The sequence below is a fragment of the Fusicatenibacter saccharivorans genome (genome assembly GCF_027667425.1).
Lineage (GTDB): Bacteria > Bacillota > Clostridia > Lachnospirales > Lachnospiraceae > Fusicatenibacter > Fusicatenibacter saccharivorans.
The window spans coordinates 1-1,101 of sequence record NZ_JAQEGR010000045.1 but is presented as its reverse complement, the minus strand read 5'-3'; the positions used below and the strand labels follow the sequence as shown (position 1 = coordinate 1,101).

General features: G+C 44.1%; 1 protein-coding gene. It reads left to right on the top strand.

The features are described from left to right. The coding region (gene tnpC, locus PGS38_RS17415) for an IS66 family transposase (RefSeq protein ID WP_118750640.1) at positions 1–1,007 on the top strand (1,007 nt) is incomplete at its 5' end. Positions 1,008–1,101: the final 94 nt, after the last annotated feature.

Sequence of the window (1,101 nt, the reverse complement as noted above, 5' to 3'; positions counted from 1 at the left end):
CTCTGGCACGTCAGGAAAGAGAGTTTGCCAGATATGATCTCGATCTCTCCACAAAGACTATGGCGAACTGGATCATAAACTGTGCAGACAGATACCTGAAACCGCTGTATCAGCTGATGAAAGAGGAACTTCTGGAAAGCAGATATATCCATTGTGACGAAAGCCGGATCCAGGTACTCGGAGAACCGGATCAGAAAGGGACGACCCAGAACTGGATGTGGGTATATCTCACGGATGAATTCAGTGGTTCCCCGCAGATGGTACTCTTCGATTATGAAAGGACCCGTGCGGGATATCATCCTGTAAACTTTTTAGGGGACAGGTTTCATGGGTATCTGACCTGTGATGGATATCAGGCTTATCACAGTTTAGGAGAAGGTATCATAGTAAGCGGGTGCCTTACCCATGCAAGACGACGTTTTGATGCAGCCCTCACAGCATTAAAAAAAGACTTTACAAAAGAACAGCTGAAAGAGACCATTGCATATCAGGCGATGTCAAGGATCGGGATCCTCTATAAGATCGAGGAAATGATCCACAATAAAGCACCGGAAGAAAAATATGAGGAGCGCCAGAAACAGTCCCGTCCGGTTATGGATGCCCTGTTTGAATGGCTTCATACGATGGAAGATTCTGTAGACAGGTCTTCCCTTATTGGTGATGCCATTTTGTATACGCTTAATCAGGAGGCATATCTGAAACGCTATCTGGAAGATGGCCATCTCAGTATAGACAACAACAGTGCAGAACGTGCATTGAAAAACTTTGCAGTGGGACGCCGCAACTGGCTGTTTGCCAAAAGTGTACGGGGAGCTGGTGCCAGTGCCCTTGTTTACAGCATTACAGAAACGGCACTTCTGAACCATCTGAAACCATACGCATATCTGACTTATATATTGGATGAACTCAGAAAAATGGGAGCTTTTCCTAAAGAGAAAGAGTTAAAGAAACTGCTTCCATGGTCAGAAGATCTTCCGGAATACTGCCGTACTAAACTAAAAAAATAATACTAAGCCATCTGATATAGAATTTGGCAGACAGCCAGAAACAGTATCAGATGGCTTTTATAAAATGTCAATATACGGATGATTACCTACTTAC